The sequence below is a fragment of the Actinobacillus delphinicola genome (assembly GCF_900638385.1).
In the GTDB taxonomy this organism is placed as follows: Bacteria; Pseudomonadota; Gammaproteobacteria; order Enterobacterales; family Pasteurellaceae; genus Actinobacillus_C; species Actinobacillus_C delphinicola.
On the sequence record NZ_LR134510.1, the window covers coordinates 948723 to 967500 of the forward strand.

General features: G+C 41.1%; 12 protein-coding genes, 5 tRNA genes and 3 rRNA genes. 12 read left to right on the top strand and 8 right to left on the bottom strand.

Annotated features, from left to right (window positions below):
* Positions 1–78 precede the first annotated feature (78 nt).
* The 5 genes from EL259_RS04425 to EL259_RS04445 are packed head-to-tail and all read right to left on the bottom strand — an operon-like array spanning position 79 to position 5513.
* Complete coding sequence (locus EL259_RS04425; protein WP_126599387.1) at positions 79–891, bottom strand: peptide ABC transporter ATP-binding protein; 813 nt, start codon at positions 889–891, stop codon at positions 79–81.
* A gap of 9 nt (positions 892–900) precedes the next feature.
* Entirely contained in the window at positions 901–1953 is a 1053-nt protein-coding gene (locus EL259_RS04430) for an oligopeptide/dipeptide ABC transporter ATP-binding protein (RefSeq protein WP_126599389.1), read from the bottom strand.
* 5 nt (positions 1954–1958) lie between these two features.
* The gene (locus tag EL259_RS04435; RefSeq protein ID WP_126599391.1) at positions 1959–2846 is read right to left on the bottom strand and encodes an ABC transporter permease subunit; all 888 of its coding nucleotides are present in this window, start codon (positions 2844–2846) and stop codon (positions 1959–1961) included.
* Positions 2836–3801 (bottom strand): ABC transporter permease, encoded by a 966-nt coding sequence (locus EL259_RS04440; protein WP_126599393.1) that lies wholly within the window; start codon positions 3799–3801, stop codon positions 2836–2838. Before EL259_RS04440 ends, EL259_RS04435 begins: the two co-directional genes overlap by 11 nt.
* Complete coding sequence (locus tag EL259_RS04445; RefSeq protein WP_126600865.1) at positions 3801–5513, bottom strand: ABC transporter substrate-binding protein; 1713 nt, start codon at positions 5511–5513, stop codon at positions 3801–3803. Before EL259_RS04445 ends, EL259_RS04440 begins: the two co-directional genes overlap by 1 nt.
* 263 nt (positions 5514–5776) lie before the next feature.
* On the opposite strand from EL259_RS04445, the gene EL259_RS04450 reads away from it, so the two are divergent.
* Together EL259_RS04450 and EL259_RS04455 are read left to right on the top strand one after the other, a co-directional pair.
* Positions 5777–6718: a sigma 54-interacting transcriptional regulator gene (locus EL259_RS04450; protein WP_408608236.1), complete on the top strand. Its 942-nt coding sequence runs from the start codon at positions 5777–5779 to the stop codon at positions 6716–6718.
* A 55-nt stretch (positions 6719–6773) separates the two neighbouring features.
* Positions 6774–8093: an MFS transporter gene (locus tag EL259_RS04455; RefSeq protein ID WP_126599397.1), complete on the top strand. Its 1320-nt coding sequence runs from the start codon at positions 6774–6776 to the stop codon at positions 8091–8093.
* A gap of 57 nt (positions 8094–8150) precedes the next feature.
* Here the strand turns inward: EL259_RS04455 and grxD are convergent, their stop codons facing one another.
* The 3 genes from grxD to EL259_RS04470 are packed head-to-tail and all read right to left on the bottom strand — an operon-like array spanning position 8151 to position 10122.
* Positions 8151–8501 (bottom strand): Grx4 family monothiol glutaredoxin, encoded by a 351-nt coding sequence (grxD, locus tag EL259_RS04460; RefSeq protein WP_126599398.1) that lies wholly within the window; start codon positions 8499–8501, stop codon positions 8151–8153.
* 38 nt (positions 8502–8539) lie between these two features.
* Positions 8540–8923, bottom strand: coding sequence for a SufE family protein (locus EL259_RS04465; protein ID WP_126599400.1), 384 nt, complete (start codon positions 8921–8923; stop codon positions 8540–8542).
* Complete coding sequence (locus EL259_RS04470; protein WP_126599402.1) at positions 8917–10122, bottom strand: aminotransferase class V-fold PLP-dependent enzyme; 1206 nt, start codon at positions 10120–10122, stop codon at positions 8917–8919. Before EL259_RS04470 ends, EL259_RS04465 begins: the two co-directional genes overlap by 7 nt.
* Positions 10123–10220: 98 nt before the next feature.
* Between EL259_RS04470 and EL259_RS04475 the strand changes: the two genes are divergently transcribed.
* The 10 genes from EL259_RS04475 (at position 10221) to EL259_RS04520 (ending at position 18739) form a co-directional block, all read left to right on the top strand.
* Complete coding sequence (locus tag EL259_RS04475) at positions 10221–11564, top strand: anti-phage deoxyguanosine triphosphatase (protein WP_126599404.1); 1344 nt, start codon at positions 10221–10223, stop codon at positions 11562–11564.
* Between the two features lie 187 nt (positions 11565–11751).
* Positions 11752–11828, top strand: a tRNA-Arg gene (locus EL259_RS04480).
* Between the two features lie 32 nt (positions 11829–11860).
* Positions 11861–11936 (top strand) — tRNA-His (locus tag EL259_RS04485).
* 23 nt (positions 11937–11959) lie between these two features.
* Positions 11960–12036, top strand: a tRNA-Pro gene (locus EL259_RS04490).
* 155 nt (positions 12037–12191) lie between these two features.
* Positions 12192–13734 (top strand): 16S ribosomal RNA (locus EL259_RS04495).
* Between the two features lie 73 nt (positions 13735–13807).
* Positions 13808–13884 (top strand) — tRNA-Ile (locus EL259_RS04500).
* Between the two features lie 49 nt (positions 13885–13933).
* Positions 13934–14009: transfer RNA gene (locus tag EL259_RS04505), tRNA-Ala, on the top strand.
* Between the two features lie 214 nt (positions 14010–14223).
* Positions 14224–17124, top strand: a 23S ribosomal RNA gene (locus EL259_RS04510).
* A 147-nt stretch (positions 17125–17271) separates the two neighbouring features.
* A 5S ribosomal RNA gene (gene rrf, locus EL259_RS04515) occupies positions 17272–17387 on the top strand.
* Together the 16S, 23S and 5S rRNA genes with 5 tRNA genes alongside form the textbook arrangement of a ribosomal RNA operon.
* 593 nt (positions 17388–17980) lie before the next feature.
* Positions 17981–18739 carry a DUF3944 domain-containing protein gene (locus tag EL259_RS04520; RefSeq protein ID WP_126599406.1) on the top strand — a complete coding sequence of 253 codons (759 nt, stop codon included), beginning with the start codon at positions 17981–17983 and terminating at the stop codon, positions 18737–18739.
* Positions 18740–18778: the final 39 nt, after the last annotated feature.

Consider the following 18778-nt stretch of genomic DNA (forward strand, 5'->3'; position numbering starts at 1 on the left):
TAGATAAAAATTAAATCACGCCCAATTTTTCATAAAATTTTATGATTTTTGGGGCGTGATTTTTGTTTTTAGAGAGATTTATTCTTCGCTCGGTTCATACCAGGCTGCTTCGGTAAGTAGTTTGCCGAATTCGCTTTCGATGAGACGTTTGGTGACGTCGGCTTGTGGGTCGGTGAAGACTTTGCGGGTATCGCCGTATTCGACCATTTCGCCTTGATCCATGACGAGGACTTTATCAGATATATGTTTTACGATTCCGAGGTTTTGTCCTATGTAAACGTATGAGATGCCAAGGCGTTTTTGGATTTTTAAAAGTAGGTTCATCATTTGGATTTTTACGGTCGCATCTAAAGTTGCAAGAGTATCATCGATGATGATGATTTCAGGTTTTAGAATCAATGCGCGAGCAAGGGCAACACGTTGTTTTTGGCTTGATGACATGGTGCTTAGGCGAACGTTGGCGTGATCGGGGTAAAGTCCCACTAGGCGAAGTGTTTCCCCAATTTTTTCATCACGTTCTTCGGTATCCATTGCGGTGATAATTTTTAGCGGTTCATCCAAAATTTGCCCTACATTTAGACGTGCGTTAAAAACGCTATCGGGGTTTTGGAATACCATGCGGAGGTGCTTGGCTCGGTAATAATAATCGCCGAAGGTGAGCGTTCTACCTTTAAATCGAATTTCTCCTGCATTGGGAGGGAAAAGTCCGACAAGAACTTTAGCAATCGTTGATTTTCCTGAGCCATTTTTACCAATGATGGCGAGTGTTTTTTTCTCTTCTAATTCAAAGCTGATATTTTTAATCGCATAAAACGAGGTATTTCCCAAAAAAATAGAGGGATCAACAAAGGTTTTACTAATATTTGAAACTTTTAATAGTGGCGTTGTCATAAAGCATCCTTAATCTGAATTTTCTGTTGCTTGAATAACAAGCGGTGCAGGCTCTTCTTTGGCTTTACAACGCATTGCTCGCATATTCAGTGGAAAGTGGCAAGCATATTCTTGCTGGCGAATGTATGTTAAAGCAGGCTTTGCAATACACTGCTTTTGTGAAAATGGGCAACGTGGTCCAAGACGACATCCGATTGGTAATTCATCGATCATAGGTACTGTGCCTCTTAGTGTGCCAAGGCGACTTTTGGTCGGAATAGGCTGGCTAAAGTCAGGCATCGCATGCATAATTGCTGGGGTATAGGGGTGATGAGGCGTGCTTAAAAGCGCTTCCGTAGTGCCTGATTCTACGTTTTGACCGCAGTAAAGAATAATGAGGTGATCACAATATTCTTTAAGGTGGTTGATGTCATTACTTGCCAAGAGGACAGTTGTATTGAGGTTTTTGTTCATACTATCCAATAGGCGGAAGATTTGGGTTTTGGTGATGGCTTCTAGCGCATTCGTTGGTTCGTCGGCAACGAGTAAGCGTGGTTGATTTGCTACAGCCATGGCGATAAGCACTTTTTGGCGTTGTCCCTCAGTGATTTCTTCGGGATAACTGCGCATGACATCTCGGTGATCTTGGATCCCTACACGGTGTAAAAGCTCAATTGTACGACGTCGCTTCCAGCCAAAATACTGCCACCAACGACCTTTAAACGTCCAGTTTGGGATATTTTGTTTAATCTGTTTGCCTAGACGACGAGTTGGATCAAGTGTGCTGAGTGCGGCTTGTGAAACAAGGGCAATTTTACGACCAATAATACTGCGACGTTCTTCCGCAGGTAGTTTTAATAATTCAACATCATCAAAGCGGAAACGATCGGCACGGATAATCCAGTTATCTTGGATTTCATTACAAATAATTTTGGCAATGATACTTTTGCCAGAACCAGATTCACCGACAAGTCCACAAAGCTCTCCTTCATTCAATGAGAAGGTTACGTTATCAATCATTTTGACTTTGCCTGTTGGCGTGATGACGTCAACACAAAGGTTACGAATATCTAATAGTGCCATAGTGTTTACTCATAATATTTTTCAACGGTGTGACAAAGTCCGTTACTGAAGATTAACCAGATCATCACGGTAAATAATAATGCGATACCTGGCAAGATGACGAGCCAAGGTGCCACGAAAATAAGGCTAACGGAATCTTTTATCATTAATCCCCATTCTGGTGTGGGTGCTTGGGCACCGAGAGAAATAAAGCTTAATGCGGCGATATCAACGATTGCTACAACAAAAACTTTGCTTACTTCACGCATATAACGAATGAGAACTTTCGGTACAAAACACGCTTTAAGCTGTTGCCAATGGGTTGCGCCGTCTAAACGGAGCATTGTGATGTAATTTGTATTGAGTTCTTGGCGCACGACTTGCGAGATTTCATGAATAAAATACGGGAGTAGGGCGAGGGTAATCGCCAACATGGAATTAGCAAGGCTTGCTTTCATTAAAGTTGCGATAATAATGGCAGTGAGCAAGGTTGGGATTGAGATAAAACTATCAAAGAAATGCCCAAGAATACGGGAGCGTACGCCGTGCGATAACCCCGCAAGTGTCCCAAATAAGCCTCCTAAAATTGCGGTGGCTAATGCGACAACAAGGGCTGTTCCGAAAGTATAAGATGTGCCGACTAATAAACGGCTTAATACATCACGTCCGATATTATCCGTCCCGAGAAAGTGCGAAATTTTACCGCTTTCAAACCAAGATGGGGGCAGAAGTGCCTCGCCAACAAATTGTTGGTTAACATTGTATGGTGTGATGTAGGGTGCAAAAATTGCAATAAAAATAAGTGCGGTAAAAATATAAAAACTATAAAGTGCGACTTTATCTTGGTAGAAAGCCAACCAAATTTGACGCAATGTTTTTTGATGGCGGAATGAGTCCACAGAGTTATTTAACATACCAGCCCTTTTTATTAAATGGATCGAGAATGAACATGAGAATTTGCGTAAAAATATTTACCAGTAATATACATAAGCCAATAGCCATAACGCCTGCTGAGATACTGTTGTAATCTTGTTGGCTTACGGCATCAATTAACCAGCGACCGATACCTGGCCATGCGAGCGTTCCTTCAATTAACATACATTGTGTAATTAAGAGAATGAATAGGCGCGGAAATTGTGAAACCAGTTGTGGAAGACTATTACGCAAAATGTATTTGGTTAATACATTAAATTTAGACGCTTCACGTGAAAGTGCGATTTTAATGTAATTTTCTGCCAATAATGATTGAGTACGTTGTTGAATAAAGCGTGTAATTTCCATCATTGGTAAAATACAAAGTACTAATGTTGGTAAAACAAGGTGTTGGAGTACATTTTGAATAATTTTTACTCGATATGGGACGTCCACAAACCACATATCAATGAGCGGAAATCCTGTTTTTGTTGGGATATCGTAGAGTAAATTATATTGCCCAATTGCTGAAATCTCCCAACCATGAATAGCTGAAAAATATAATAAGATTGGTGCTAGCCAGAAAATTGGAATAGAGAGTCCGACAAGATAAGTTGCCCGAACTGTGCGACTTATCCACGGTTTTTCAGGTAACGCACCAATGTAGCCGAGAGGGATACCAAATAGCGTTGCCAATAGCATGGAGGTAAAACACAATTCTAATGTTGGTGGCAAAACAGCGAGGATTGTCCGTGTCAAAGACTCGCCACCTTGATAACTGATACCAAGATTCCCATGTAATAAACTATCGATATAACACCAATAGCCTGAATAAAAATGTGGAACACCCAACTGCGCATTTAGCGGATCTTTTAGCAAAATGGCATAGCTGATGAACGTGAGCATAAAAAGTGTGATGATAGCTAAGAAGCTACGACGTAAAAAAGCAGAAAACACTATTTAGCCTCCGTTTTTAGCGCTAATGCTGAAAATTGTATATTTCCATATGACATAGAATTTAATCCTCTTACACGATCTTTAACAACGAGGATACGTTTTACGTTAGCGATCGGAATGATAGGTAATTTATTTAATACGATATCCTGTGCTTGATTATAAAATGTTGCACGTTGGGCGGTTTTATTTGATAACAGTGCTTGTTTGAGTTTGTATTCAAAGTCTGCATTGCACCAATGAGATAAGTTAGTCACATCATTTTGAGTGCTACAACTTAAAATTGGATGCATAAAATTATCGGGGTCTAAATTATTTGATAACCATCCTGTTAGGATAAGATCGTAATCCGCTGTATCATCTTCTAAATGTTGATTGAGGAATGGTCGAGTAATGTAGCGGATTTTAACGTTAACGCCTGCTTTATTTAAATCATATTGAATGATCTCAGCCATAGAAATTGGAGATGGATTATAAACATGCTCCTCATTAATGACCCATAGATTGAGGGTTAAATGCAAAGGTGCAAGAATTTTACGTGCTTGGACAGGATCATAACCATAATCAAAGGGATGTACATCTGGCTGAAACGCCCAGGATGTATTAGGAATGAGATGATTAGCAACGGATGCGTTACCATAATATAACGCATTGACTATACGTTTGCGGTTAATTGCCTGAGAGATAGCACGGCGAATGCGTTCATCTTGCATGAGATCTTTATGGAAATTAAATGCAAGATAGGCAAGGTTCATACTTTCTGCTTCGTGTAAATAGTAATTTCTACCACGTGATTGTTCTAAAATCTCAAGTTGGCTTAACTCTGGTGTTGCAGCAATTTGGCATTCATTGTTTAAAAATTTAAGCATACGACCAGATTGGTTATTAGAAAGATCAATAACCACATTTTTGATTTTGGCTTTTTTCCCCCAATAATGTTTATTTCTTACCAAACGAACGTACTGATTTCTAAAGAAACTATTAAGCTGATAAGGACCTGTTCCGACAGGGAAAATATCCAAGTTTGATAGATTATCATCCGCATCTAATTGAGTCGCATATTCTTGAGAAAAGATAATGGCATACTGGCTAGCTAAATGGGATAAGATAGAATAATCTGGTGTGTATAGACGGATTCTAACGGTATATTTTCCAATAGCATCAATAGATTGAATTTTCTCGTTAAGCTTAATACTTTGAAAATATGGGAAACGAATTTTTTTTGCCTGTTGGTGGTAAATATTGATTTGTAACCCAGGATAATAGCCTAATTTTCTTAAAATTTTACTTGTTGGATGTGCTGAATCAAGCGTTCTCCCAAGCATACGGTTAAGAGAAAAAACGACATCATCAGCATTGAAATTACGTGTTGGGGTGAACCATGGCGTTTGTTGAAATTTGACATGGTGACGTAAATAAATAAGGAGTGTTTTACCATCAGCTGACATCGAATAGCCCGTTGCAAGCTCAGGCATAACCTTATCGCTATTTTTCTTAATGGCGAATAGGCGATTATAAATTTGAGCAGTGACGATATTCATGCTGGTGCCATCTTCTGCACTTTGTGGATTGAATGATAAACCAGTATTACTTGCACAGTAAACCAAGCCGTTATTCAATACCTCTGCTGGAATACGTGGTGCCGCCTGCAAAGAAAGGCTACTTATGCCTAAAGCGATAAGCAGAAGCCCCCTTAATGATAGGCGTTTTGACATTAAAAAAGGTAAAAAAGAATTTCTCATAGCATGATATAAAAAGTTAAGTATTACTGCTAATTTTAAGGTAAAAATCGTTTTTTCGCTAATGCAACACGAAAGAGATGTAAAATTATACAAAATTTATAAAACGTAACGAAATTAACTCTATTGGGGCATCTTGTTTGTAAGTATATCTTTACAAAAAAAAATAACTCGTCATAAAATATTCTGAGCGCAAATATATAACTTAATACAGAGAATAAGCTATGAATGGAACCAATATGGGTTTTGAGGCATTTATGACTCAAAGTGACAATATGCAACGTGTATTACGATCAGCAGAAAAATTTGCCAAACTTGAGGCACCTTTGTTGATTGAGGGAGAAACAGGTACAGGGAAAGATCTTCTTGCATCTGCCTGTGTTGCTCAAAGCCCAAGAGGGCAACAGAAATTTATCGCAGTGAATTGCGCAGGCTTACCCAATGCAGAAGCTGAAAGCGAAATGTTTGGTCATGGAGAAAGTGAAAATTCTGTAGCAAGCCAAGGCTTTTTTGAATATGCAAACGGCGGTACCGTTTTATTAGACAGTGTGACTGAATTACCGCTTGAACTACAAGCAAAATTATTACGATTTATTAATGATGGTACTTTCCGCCGTGTCGGGGAAGATCAGACGCATTATGCGGATGTCCGTGTTATTTGTACTTCACAAATTCCACTTTGGCAGGCTGTACAGGAAGGAAAATTACGTGAAGATCTGTATCATCGTCTTAATGTGTTGACATTAACTATCCCGCCTTTACGGGAACGTATTTGTGATATACCTCAATTAGCGGATTATTTTTTAGGCGGAATTGGACAAAAATTAAAACGTACATTTATGCCACTGGATGAAACAGTATGTCGTAAATTACAAAATTACGCATGGCGAGGCAATATCCGAGAGCTTTACAATGTACTTTATCGTGCTTGTTCTCTTAATGAAACTGGGACATTAACAGCCGATGATGTACAATTATCAGATGAAAAATTCCCATTTGAGAATGAAATTGACGATTTGCCTGAGCAAGGATTAGAGGAAATGATGAATCGTTTTGAAGAAAAATTATTACGTCATTTTTATCGTCAATATCCAACAACAAGAAAATTAGCAAGTCGTTTAGGGATTTCTCATACGGCAGTGGCGAATAAATTAAAACAGTACGGTATTACAAAGGATTAATTTTTATAAAGGATTTTGACGATTTGCCAATATTTAAATCTAAGATGGAGGTGGTATGGCAACTCTTCTAAATTCTCCGAAGATAGTCGGAAAGCAAGCTATATTAGCCCGTTATAATCGAATGCGCTGGCAAGCGTTATTCGGTATTTTCATTGGTTATGCGGCTTATTATATATTGCGTAATAACCTCTTGCTTTCCTCACCCGATCTCATTTCACATTTTCACTTTACCAAACAAGATATTGGATTTTTATCTGGCACAATGCTTGTCGCCTATGGTCTAAGTAAAGGTATTATGTCTGTCCTAGCAGATAGAATAAATCCAAAGTATTTCATGCTTATTGGGCTGATTATGTCAGGTCTTGTCAACATAATGATGGGATTTAGTACGGTCTTTTGGATTTTTTTCTTTCTATGTATTCTCAATGGTATTTTCCAAGGAATGGGGGCGGGTCCTTCTTATGTGATATTGGCGAATTGGTTTCCCCATAAAATAAGGGGGAGTGCAACTGCTATTTTTAATGCTTCACATAATTTGGGTGGTGGTCTTATTGCACCTATTGCTGGCGCGGCTTTAGCTTGGTTTGGGCAGGCTTATTGGCAATCGGCTTATTTCTTTGTCCCTGTCGCTTTCGCCAGCATTATCTCTATTATTTTTTATTTTTTTGGTTTAGCCAAACCAACGCAAGAACATCTTCCATCATTAAATAAAATCATTGCGAGTGAACTCGATGCACCGTTACAAGAAAATACAACTACAGAACCGTATTCTACTTGGTTTATCTTAAAAAATTATATTTTGACTAACCGTAATATTTGGTATGTTTCTTTCTTAGATGCGTTTAGTTATATGATAAGGCTCGGCGTTTTAACTTGGTTGCCATTGTATTTATTAGAAGTGAAAGGTTTTTCTAAAGCAGAAATTGCCACAACCTTTGCCATTTTTGAATGGTCGGCCATACCATCAACTTTACTTGCTGGCTATGTAACGGATACTTTGTTTAAAGGACATCGTATGCCACTTGCTGTGCTTTGTTTAATTGGTGTTGCTATAGCAATTGGCGTTTATTGGATGAGCCATTCTTTAATTATCGTGATGATAAGCGCAGGTATTGTTGGTGCATTTATTTACGTTCCTATGTTTTTAGCCTCTCTTCAAGCGATAGAAGTCGTTCCTGCTTTTGCAGCTGGTTCCGCAACGGGAATGCGAGGATTGATTAGCTATATTGTTGGTGGATCAGCGGGAACGGCATTATTTGGTATGCTTGCTGAGCATTACGGCTGGAATGTTGGATTCTACTTCCTCTTTTTCGCCATTTTCGGTGCAATTTTTTGTTGTTATATGGTGAGTAGAGGGCTTAAAACTTCTAAATAAAAAATCCCTTCGCTTGAAGGGATTTCCATAAATTTTTTCGAAAAACGAGGCGTGATTTTATTCTGCGTCTTTTTCTGCTTTAGTTTCGTTGTGGCGAGCGGCAACATCGTGAAGTAAAACTTGTAGTTCGCCTGCTTGGAACATTTCTAAAATAATATCGCAACCACCGATTAATTCGCCTTCAACCCAAAGTTGTGGGAAAGTTGGCCATTGTGCGTATTTTGGTAATTCTGCACGAATATCAGGGTGTTGTAGGATATCCACATAGCCAAAAGGAACATTACATGCAAGAATTGCTTCTACTGCACGCGCTGAGAAACCGCATCCTGGTAATTTTGGTGAACCTTTCATGTAAAGAATGATAGGGTTTTCTGCAATTTGTTTTTTGATTTTCTCTAAAGTATCCATAAAGTTCTCCCATTTTTTTATAAGATAAAGGTCAGATTTTAACAGTATTCTGCCTGCTGTAAACGTTTTTCAATTTCTTTTAAGCCTAAACGACGAGTTTGACTTAAATTCTGCAAAATACCATTTTTTTCAAAAAAACTATCTAATGAAAAGGTTTTGATTGCTGAAAGTGGCATGCCATTAAGTTCTTCAAGCAATAAAAATAGGATGCCATTCATAATACGTGCTTCACTATAAGCTTTGAATTGTAGCCCTGTAGCGTTTTTTTCCATTTGCCACCAAAGACGGGCTTCACAGCCATGGATTTCTTCCATCTCTTCACGTTCTTGTTCTGAAGGAATGGGTAAATTTTTGCTGGCTTGAATAAGCAAACGAAAGCGTTCTTGCCAGTTGGTGGCATTTTGTAATTTTTCTTTTAACATAATAAATCTCGCGCCTCATCAAGCGCTGTAAAAAATCGATCAATATCACTTTGCTGATTGTAAGGTGCAAAGGATAAGCGTAATACATTACTTTGTCCAAGTTGGGTTAAGTATGGTTCAGCACAATGTTTACCACTTCGGAAAGCAATATTATGTTCACCGAGTACAAGGGCTAAATCGCTACTTGCGATATCGGTAAAAACAAAACTCACCACACTGCTATTAGGTGCTGAAAAAATTTGGCAAGTAGGATAGTTAGCTAAGCGGATTCGTGTTTCTTCGGCTAAGGCAATTGTATGCGTTTTCGCCTCTAGAGTATTCCATTTTTGCCACCACGTTAGTACCGCTCCAAAACCAATAACACCTGCGATATTCGGTGTCCCTGCTTCTAAGCGATAGGGAAGCGGGGCAAAGGTGGTTTCAGTGGCTGTTACCGTATTTACCATTTTCCCACCATAAAATAAGGGGCTGAGGCGATCTAAGGCTGTAAATTTTCCTGTCAGCACGCCAAGCCCTGTCGGTCCATAAAGTTTATGCGCAGAAAACGCCAGAAAATCGCAATCTAATTTTTGAATATCAATAGGGAAAAGGCTTACCGCTTGGGCAGCATCAATAAAAATCTGTGCAGATGAGTATTGGCGAATAAGTGGAATTAATTCATTAAGCGGCTGTTCGGCACCACTGATATTTGACACCCAATTTAAGGCGACAAATTTTGTATGGGGATTTAAAGCATTTTTTAATGCATTGATATCCAGTATCCCTTCGTGATTGAAAGGAATAACGTGATATTTCAATCCTTTTTCTAAGGCGAGCTGTTGCCATGGTACGAAATTGGCATGATGTTCAGCAAAGGTAAGGATAATTTCATCACCTTTATTTAAAGATGGAGCAATTCCTCGGGCAACAAGATTCGCTGCATGTGTACTTCCACTTGTCCAAATGATGCATTCTTCTTTTTCCGCACCTACAAAATTAGCTACTGCTTTGCGTGCATTTTCATAAGCTAGTGTATTGCTTTCATCGTGTTGACTACGGTGTACCGAACCTGCAGAGGCATAAAAACTTACCGTAGCATCAATGAGTGCTTGTGGGCGTAATGTCGTTGCTGCACTATCTAAGTACACGGCATCAGGATTTTCTCTTAAAAAAGGAAATTCGTTACGGAAAGCGGTAACAGAAAAAGGCGAATGTTGCATAAAAAATAGTTGAAAAATAAATCATAAGGTGGCATTAATTCTAACTAACTTTTATCAGAATGTCAGGTGATGCTGAGAGATTGTTTAGCGGAGGAAGTATGAGTTTAATAGTCAAACCGTGTTGGACCGAACGACAACAAGATCAAATTCAACGGCAAGATGATTACCGAACCCCTTATCAACGCGATCGAGCAAGAATTTTACACAGTGCTGCTTTCCGCCGTCTTCAAGCGAAACGTCAAATTCATGCCGTAGGGGAAAATGATTTTTATCGCACGCGCCTAACGCACTCCCTTGAAGTCGCTCAAATTGGCAGTAGTCTTACCCATTACTTAATGCGCGAAGAAAAAATTCAGCATTTATTGGAAAAGAGTACGACCTCACGGAATTATGCAGTAGAGGATTTTAGAAAGTTATTGCCAAGTACGGAATTAATCGAAGGATTATGTTTAGCTCATGATATCGGTCACCCGCCTTTTGGACACGGCGGTGAAAATGCATTGAATTTTGTGATGTATAAAAATGGTGGATTCGAAGGAAACGCGCAAACTTTTCGTATTTTAACTCGTCTTGAGCCTTATACAGAACACAACGGCATGGATTTAACCCGTCGTACATTATTAGGTGTCATTAAGTATCCTATGCTTATCCAAAATCCTGTTCTGCAATTTCCAAATATGGAAAGTGAGCAATTATCACCATACGTTAATATGGATAAGTGGGAGGTACAGAAAGGAATTTATCAGGATGATAAAGTTGCTTTTGATTGGGTGCTTGCACCATTAACAGAGAGTGATCGTAAAAATTTCTCATCTACAAAGAAAGATGATGATAAATATTACGAAAAAACAAAATATAAATCGCTTGATTGCAGCATTATGGAATTGGCAGATGACATTGCTTATGCCGTTCATGATTTAGAAGATGCAATAGTTTTAGGAATGGTAGAGAAAGAAGCATGGGACAGAGAAGTAGCCTCACTTATTAAAGAGAAAAAAGGAACGTGGATAAGTGACAAAATAAATACACTTTCTAATGATCTCTTTGCCAATGAACACTATTTAAGAAAAGATGCCATAGGCACACTGGTTAATTATTTTATTTGCCATGTGGAATGGGTGTGCTATGAGTGTTTTGATGAGCCGCTTTTAAATTACAATGCGAAATTGCCTGATGATGTTGTTGCTGTTTTAACAGCGTTGAAAAAATTTGTAAGAAAACACGTTATTGATCATATTCATACGCAAAGAGTGGAGTATAAGGGGCAACGTATTTTACGGGAATTATTTCAAATCCTGCGTAATAATCCTGAAAGGTTGTTACCATTAAATACAGCTGAACGCTGGAAATCAGCAATAGATACAGAAAAAAATAGAATTATTTGCGATTATATTGCAGGAATGTCAGATAATTATGCAAGAAAGCTGTATGATGAGCTGTAAAAAATGACTGGACGTTAAAAATATCTAATAAAAGTTATCCAGAAAATTATTAAAAGATAAACATTTGGTATGAAAAATCGTCTTTTAATTAAAAAATTAAAAAAAAATTAAAAAAGTGCTAGACAAGTGGGAACGAAATCACTAACATACGCCCCCGTTGCGACGCACTACGTTATCAAATGTGAATGCGTTCGTAGCTCAGTTGGATAGAGCGTTGGCCTCCGGAGCCAAAGGTCGTAGGTTCAAATCCTATCGAACGCGCCAGATGCTAAACGTGTATTCAACGCAACGCAATGGTGGCTATAGCTCAGTTGGTAGAGCCCTGGATTGTGATTCCAGTTGTCGTGGGTTCAAGTCCCATTAGCCACCCCATCTAAATTAATATTTAGAATAGACGGCGAGTAGCGCAGCTTGGTAGCGCAACTGGTTTGGGACCAGTGGGTCGTAGGTTCAAATCCTATCTCGCCGACCAATTTTTTTGTTCTTTAACAACTAACTAGACAATCTGTGTGGGCACTTGTTGATTGACTTTGTTTAAATAATTTAACTAAGTCTTAATGAGTGTCAAACTAGAAATTCATTTTAAATGAAAGACTTTTTGTCAGCTTATTGAGCGAATCAAGCTTTGAATTGAAGAGTTTGATCATGGCTCAGATTGAACGCTGGCGGCAGGCTTAACACATGCAAGTCGAACGGTAACAGGAAGAAAGCTTGCTTTCTTTGCTGACGAGTGGCGGACGGGTGAGTAATGCTTGGGAATCTGTTTCATGGAGGGGGATAACTACGGGAAACTGTAGCTAATACCGCGTAATATCGAGAGATTAAATGTGTGGGACCGTAAGGCCACATGCCATGAAGTGAGCCCAAGTGGGATTAGATAGTTGGTGAGGTAATGGCTCACCAAGTCGGCGATCTCTAGCTGGTCTGAGAGGATGACCAGCCACACTGGGACTGAGACACGGCCCAGACTCCTACGGGAGGCAGCAGTGGGGAATATTGCACAATGGGCGCAAGCCTGATGCAGCCATGCCGCGTGAATGAAGAAGGCCTTCGGGTTGTAAAGTTCTTTCGGTGGTGAGGAAGGTTGGCGTGTTAATAGCACGTTGACTTGACGTTAGCCACAGAAGAAGCACCGGCTAACTCCGTGCCAGCAGCCGCGGTAATACGGAGGGTGCGAGCGTTAATCGGAATAACTGGGCGTAAAGGGCACGCAGGCGGTGACTTAAGTGAGGTGTGAAAGCCCTGGGCTTAACCTAGGAATTGCATTTCATACTGGGTCGCTAGAGTATTTTAGGGAGGGGTAGAATTCCACGTGTAGCGGTGAAATGCGTAGAGATGTGGAGGAATACCGAAGGCGAAGGCAGCCCCTTGGGAATATACTGACGCTCATGTGCGAAAGCGTGGGGAGCAAACAGGATTAGATACCCTGGTAGTCCACGCTGTAAACGATGTCGATTTGGGGATTGGGCTTTAGGTCTGGTGCCCGTAGCTAACGTGATAAATCGACCGCCTGGGGAGTACGGCCGCAAGGTTAAAACTCAAATGAATTGACGGGGGCCCGCACAAGCGGTGGAGCATGTGGTTTAATTCGATGCAACGCGAAGAACCTTACCTACTCTTGACATCCATGGAACCTTGTAGAGATACGAGGGTGCCTTCGGGAACCATGAGACAGGTGCTGCATGGCTGTCGTCAGCTCGTGTTGTGAAATGTTGGGTTAAGTCCCGCAACGAGCGCAACCCTTATCCTTTGTTGCCAGCGGTTTGGCCGGGAACTCAAAGGAGACTGCCAGTGATAAACTGGAGGAAGGTGGGGATGACGTCAAGTCATCATGGCCCTTACGAGTAGGGCTACACACGTGCTACAATGGCGTATACAGAGGGCAGCGAGCCTGCGAGGGTGAGCGAATCTCAGAAAGTACGTCTAAGTCCGGATTGGAGTCTGCAACTCGACTCCATGAAGTCGGAATCGCTAGTAATCGCGAATCAGAATGTCGCGGTGAATACGTTCCCGGGCCTTGTACACACCGCCCGTCACACCATGGGAGTGGGTTGTACCAGAAGTAGATAGCTTAACCTTCGGGAGGGCGTTTACCACGGTATGATTCATGACTGGGGTGAAGTCGTAACAAGGTAACCGTAGGGGAACCTGCGGTTGGATCACCTCCTTACCAAAATGAAGCGACAGTGAGTGCTCACACAGATTGTTTTAGTGGTTGTAGACAAAGAAAGACAATGCCCTGTGGGTCTGTAGCTCAGGTGGTTAGAGCGCACCCCTGATAAGGGTGAGGTCGGTGGTTCAAGTCCACTCAGACCCACCACTCTCAACGAAACGAAGGTTTAGTGGGGGTGACACAGGAATGAAAAGATGGGGATATAGCTCAGCTGGGAGAGCGCCTGCCTTGCACGCAGGAGGTCAGCGGTTCGATCCCGCTTATCTCCACCAAATTTTCATTACAAAGGGAAGAAGAAAAAATTTTTTCACTTTCTAATGATAATTTGTTAAAATTGTCGAATTGTTCTTTAAAAATTTAAAATCAAGCTGAAAACTAAAGAGACTTTCAAGTAAAGTCTGAGTAGTTAAAAATCTTATGCTGAAAAAGGCAGCATAAGTCGAGTTGTTAATCGCAATCTTAATATGAAAATATTTGAGGTTGTATGGTTAAGTGACTAAGCGTACAGGGCGGATGCCTTGGCAATCAGAGGCGATGAAGGACGTGCTAATCTGCGAAAAGCTTGGGTAAGGCGATAAGAGCCGTTATAACCCGAGATATCCGAATGGGGAAACCCGATAGATGAAGAATCTATCATCTCTTTTTGAATATATAGGAAAGAGAAGCAAACCGGGAGAACTGAAACATCTAAGTACCCCGAGGAAAAGAAATCAACCGAGATTCTGTTAGTAGCGGCGAGCGAAAGCGGAAGAGCCTGTAAGTGATAGCAAAAGCGTTAGGAGAATGAGCTGGGAAGCTCAATCATAGAGGGTGATAGTCCCGTATCTTAAAACGCTTTTGTGGTACTGAGCTTACGATAAGTAGGGCGGGACACGTGTTATCTTGTCTGAAGATGGGGGGACCATCCTCCAAGGCTAAATACTCCTGATTGACCGATAGTGAACCAGTACTGTGAAGGAAAGGCGAAAAGAACCCCTGTGAGGGGAGTGAAATAGAACCTGAAACCCTGTACGTACAAGCAGTGGGAGCCACTTCGTGTGGTGACTGCGTACCTTTTGTATAATGGGTCAGCGACTTATATTTTGTAGCGAGGTTAACTGAATAAGGGAGCCGTAGGGAAACCGAGTCTTAACTGGGCGACTAGTTGCAAGATATAGACCCGAAACCCGGTGATCTAGCCATGGGCAGGTTGAAGGTTGGGTAACACTAACTGGAGGACCGAACCGACTAATGTTGAAAAATTAGCGGATGACCTGTGGCTGGGGGTGAAAGGCCAATCAAACCGGGAGATAGCTGGTTCTCCCCGAAATCTATTTAGGTAGAGCCTTGAGCGGACACCTTTGGGGGTAGAGCACTGTTTCGGCTAGGGGGCCATCCCGGCTTACCAACCCGATGCAAACTCCGAATACCAAAGAGTGATACTCAGGAGACACACGGCGGGTGCTAACGTTCGTCGTGGAGAGGGAAACAACCCAGACCGCCAGCTAAGGTCCCAAAGTCTATATTAAGTGGGAAACGAAGTGGGAAGGCTTAGACAGCTAGGATGTTGGCTTAGAAGCAGCCATCATTTAAAGAAAGCGTAATAGCTCACTAGTCGAGTCGGCCTGCGCGGAAGATGTAACGGGGCTCAAATATAGCACCGAAGCTGCGGCATCAGACGTAAGTCTGTTGGGTAGGGGAGCGTTCTGTAAGCGGATGAAGGTGTACTGAGAAGTATGCTGGACGTATCAGAAGTGCGAATGCTGACATAAGTAACGATAAAACGAGTGAAAAACTCGTTCGCCGGAAGATCAAGGTTTCCTGTCCAACGTTAATCGGGGCAGGGTGAGTCGACCCCTAAGGCAAGGCTGAAAAGCGTAGTCGATGGGAAACGGGTTAATATTCCCGTACTTGTAATAACTGCGATGTGGGGACGGAGTAGGTTAGGTTAGCCATCTTTTGGATTAGATGGTTTAAGCCGGTAGGCGGAATATCTAGGCAAATCCGGATATTCTTAACGCCGAGAAGTGATGACGAGCAACTACGGTTGTGAAGTAACTGATACCACACTTCCAGGAAAAGCCACTAAGCTTCAGGTTATTATAAATCGTACTGTAAACCGACACAGGTGATCAGGTAGAGAATACTCAGGCGCTTGAGAGAACTCGGGTGAAGGAACTAGGCAAAATAGCACCGTAACTTCGGGAGAAGGTGCGCCGGTGGTAGTTGTAGTCCCTCGCGGACGAAGGCGAATCCGGTCGAAGATACCAGCTGGCTGCAACTGTTTATTAAAAACACAGCACTCTGCAAACACGAAAGTGGACGTATAGGGTGTGATGCCTGCCCGGTGCTGGAAGGTTAATTGATGGGGTTAGCGCAAGCGAAGCTCCTGATCGAAGCCCCAGTAAACGGCGGCCGTAACTATAACGGTCCTAAGGTAGCGAAATTCCTTGTCGGGTAAGTTCCGACCTGCACGAATGGCATAATGATGGCCAGGCTGTCTCCACCCGAGACTCAGTGAAATTGAAATCGCCGTGAAGATGCGGTGTACCCGCGGCTAGACGGAAAGACCCCGTGAACCTTTACTATAGCTTGACACTGAACCTTGAATTTTAATGTGTAGGATAGGTGGGAGACTATGAAGCGAGAACGCCAGTTCTTGTGGAGTCGTTGTTGAAATACCACCCTTTAACGTTTGATGTTCTAACGACGTACCTGAAACGGGTACTCGGACAGTGTCTGGTGGGTAGTTTGACTGGGGCGGTCTCCTCCCAAAGAGTAACGGAGGAGCACGAAGGTTTGCTAATCACGGTCGGACATCGTGAGGTTAGTGCAATGGTATAAGCAAGCTTAACTGCGAGACAGACAAGTCGAGCAGGTACGAAAGTAGGTCATAGTGATCCGGTGGTTCTGCATGGAAGGGCCATCGCTCAACGGATAAAAGGTACTCCGGGGATAACAGGCTGATACCGCCCAAGAGTTCATATCGACGGCGGTGTTTGGCACCTCGATGTCGGCTCATCACATCCTGGGGCTGAAGTAGGTCCCAAGGGTATGGCTGTTCGCCATTTAAAGTGGTACGCGAGCTGGGTTTAGAACGTCGTGAGACAGTTCGGTCCCTATCTGCCGTGGGCGTTGGAGAATTGATTGGGGCTGCTCCTAGTACGAGAGGACCGGAGTGGACGCATCACTGGTGTTCCAGTTGTCTCGCCAGAGGCATTGCTGGGTAGCTACATGCGGAAGAGATAAGTGCTGAAAGCATCTAAGCACGAAACTTGCCAAGAGATGAGTTCTCCCCGACTTAAAGTCGGTAAGGGTTGTTTGAGACTAAGACGTTGATAGGTCTGATGTGTAAGCGCTGTGAGGCGTTGAGCTAACAGATACTAATTGCCCGAGAGGCTTAACCATACAACACTCAAATATTTTTAGAGAAAAGATTTGAAAGAAAGTCAGTTTTCAGTGAGATTTTAAAGGCTTAACGAAGCGAAGAGAAAATAAACGCAAAGATAAAACGTTAAGTAAAGAACGACGAAAAGACAGATTATAAAGAATAATCCTGGCGGCGAAAGTGCAGTGGTCCCACCTGACCCCATGCCGAACTCAGAAGTGAAACGCTGTAACGCCGATGGTAGTGTGGAGTTCCTCCATGCGAGAGTAGGACACCGCCAGGTCCCAACACCAACCTCTTGAGCAATCAAGAGGTTTTTTTATACCTGAAAATCAAGAAAAAAGATTAAGAAAGGCTATCCCATTTTATCCCTGCTTATTTTTCTCTTCTTATTCATATTCATCTCTAATTTTTTTAATTATTATTTTTATTTTAAAAAATTGAAAACACGCCCTATTTTTCCTAAAAATTTATGCGTTTTAAATTGCTCATAAACTTACATAAGTTTTATAGATTATTCCTCTACATACCTTTGTTGCCTTTCCATCACTGACTTACACATCACGCTCTGATATTCCGTAAAAGAGTAAAAGGGAGGAGGGATAGAAGCATAGGATTGTAGAAAAAATAGGGTTCGGTCATTTACAAATGATGTCTTATAACCTTTCCAGTATTATAAAACTTATATCTCATTGCTTTGAAAAGGATAAGGATTGGGCTGAATAAGTTACAAGGATATTTCTAGATTATTAGTTATTGTATTGATATGATGATAATTTATTCATGAATCTATAATAAATACAGTATCTTATCTATTCTTTTTCCTCAATTTTCTCGTAAAATTTTCATTTTTAATAAGCTGAAAAGGAAAATTCAATGGCATATCGGTATGATACGGATCTCGCATTTTTAGGTGAATTATCTAATGAAAATTTAGGGAAATTATTTGAAATATTAGTTTATGATCCGGAGGATAATGAAAAACGTTTAACAGAAACATTATCTATATCAGAAGAATATCGCCGCTATGGGAGTGATTATACCCAATATTGGCGTCGTATTGCAGAGGAACTGCAATTATTTGGAGGAAATTCATTTTTTAATTTTTTCCGTGGTAGCAGTGGTGTTCTTTATAATGAGATTTTGTGTGATGTCTGCGATAAAATGAAAGTAAACTATAATAAAAACTCTGAAACAACGAAGATTGAACAAAATTTATTAATGACTGTATTAGAGAAAGCATTAGATGATATGACCCGAGAAGAACAGGAGGAACTTGCGGTATCAATAGGGATTAAGGATTTTGGCAGGGTAAATGCTTCTGTTTTAACGGCTGCATTTTTGAAATTATTTAATATGGGTGGATTTAAATCTTATCAAATTACGTTGCTCGTAGTTAATGCGATTTGGAAAGCGATATTTGGTAGAGGATTAACGCTGGTTGCTAATACGACTATTACTCGTGTGGCATCTATTCTAACGGGACCAATTGGATGGGCAGTAACAGGAATATGGACTGCGATTGATATTGCAGGACCAGCTTACCGCGTGACTATTCCTAGTGTGCTAATGGTTATCCTCTTACGTCAAACCTATTTAAATGAAGATGTATTAGCAGATTTAGAAATCAATTAATTAAAAAAGCCACTTAGTTGCTAAGTGGCTTTTTATATT

Excerpts from the sequence above, each read along its gene's own strand:
- EL259_RS04445 (WP_126600865.1), bottom strand. The coding sequence starts at position 5,513 with ATGTCAAAACGCCTATCATTAAGGGGGCTTCTGCTTATCGCTTTAGGC.
- EL259_RS04425 (WP_126599387.1), bottom strand. The coding sequence starts at position 891 with ATGACAACGCCACTATTAAAAGTTTCAAATATTAGTAAAACCTTTGTT.
- EL259_RS04455 (WP_126599397.1), top strand. The coding sequence starts at position 6,774 with ATGGCAACTCTTCTAAATTCTCCGAAGATAGTCGGAAAGCAAGCTATA.
- EL259_RS04465 (WP_126599400.1), bottom strand. The coding sequence starts at position 8,923 with ATGTTAAAAGAAAAATTACAAAATGCCACCAACTGGCAAGAACGCTTT.
- EL259_RS04450 (WP_408608236.1), top strand. The coding sequence starts at position 5,777 with ATGGGTTTTGAGGCATTTATGACTCAAAGTGACAATATGCAACGTGTA.
- grxD (WP_126599398.1), bottom strand. The coding sequence starts at position 8,501 with ATGGATACTTTAGAGAAAATCAAAAAACAAATTGCAGAAAACCCTATC.
- EL259_RS04430 (WP_126599389.1), bottom strand. The coding sequence starts at position 1,953 with ATGGCACTATTAGATATTCGTAACCTTTGTGTTGACGTCATCACGCCA.
- EL259_RS04470 (WP_126599402.1), bottom strand. The coding sequence starts at position 10,122 with ATGCAACATTCGCCTTTTTCTGTTACCGCTTTCCGTAACGAATTTCCT.
- EL259_RS04435 (WP_126599391.1), bottom strand. The coding sequence starts at position 2,846 with ATGTTAAATAACTCTGTGGACTCATTCCGCCATCAAAAAACATTGCGT.
- EL259_RS04520 (WP_126599406.1), top strand. The coding sequence starts at position 17,981 with ATGGCATATCGGTATGATACGGATCTCGCATTTTTAGGTGAATTATCT.
- EL259_RS04475 (WP_126599404.1), top strand. The coding sequence starts at position 10,221 with ATGAGTTTAATAGTCAAACCGTGTTGGACCGAACGACAACAAGATCAA.